1 protein-coding gene is annotated in these 367 nt (G+C 68.1%); it reads right to left on the minus strand.

The window, feature by feature from the left end:
• On the minus strand, positions 1–367 hold a 367-nt coding region (locus BIU89_RS13570), incomplete at both ends, for an ABC transporter permease subunit (RefSeq protein ID WP_441294457.1).

The raw sequence follows: 367 nt of genomic DNA on the forward strand, positions 1-367 counted from the left end.
CGGCGAAGCCGAGGATCATCGTGAGCGGCTCGTACCCGGTGGTGCCGAAGGACGGCAGGAAGCCGGAGCCGAGCGAGCGGAAGCCGGCGGGGAACGGCGAGATCTGCTGGTTCTGCAGGACGATCTGCGCCGCGCCGCGGAACGCGAGCATGCCCGCCAGCGTCACGATGAACGCCGGGATCCCGAAGTACGCGATCCAGAAGCCCTGCCAGGCGCCGACGAGCGCACCGACCACCAGGCAGAGCACGACCGCGATCGGCCACGGGATGTTCCACTGCGTGATCATCACGCCGGCCATGGCACCGGTGAAGGCGACCACCGACCCGACCGACAGGTCGATGTGTCCGGCGATGATGACCATGACCAT

This window comes from Curtobacterium sp. MCBA15_005 (genome assembly GCF_001864855.1).
GTDB classification, from domain to species: domain Bacteria; phylum Actinomycetota; class Actinomycetes; order Actinomycetales; family Microbacteriaceae; genus Curtobacterium; species Curtobacterium flaccumfaciens.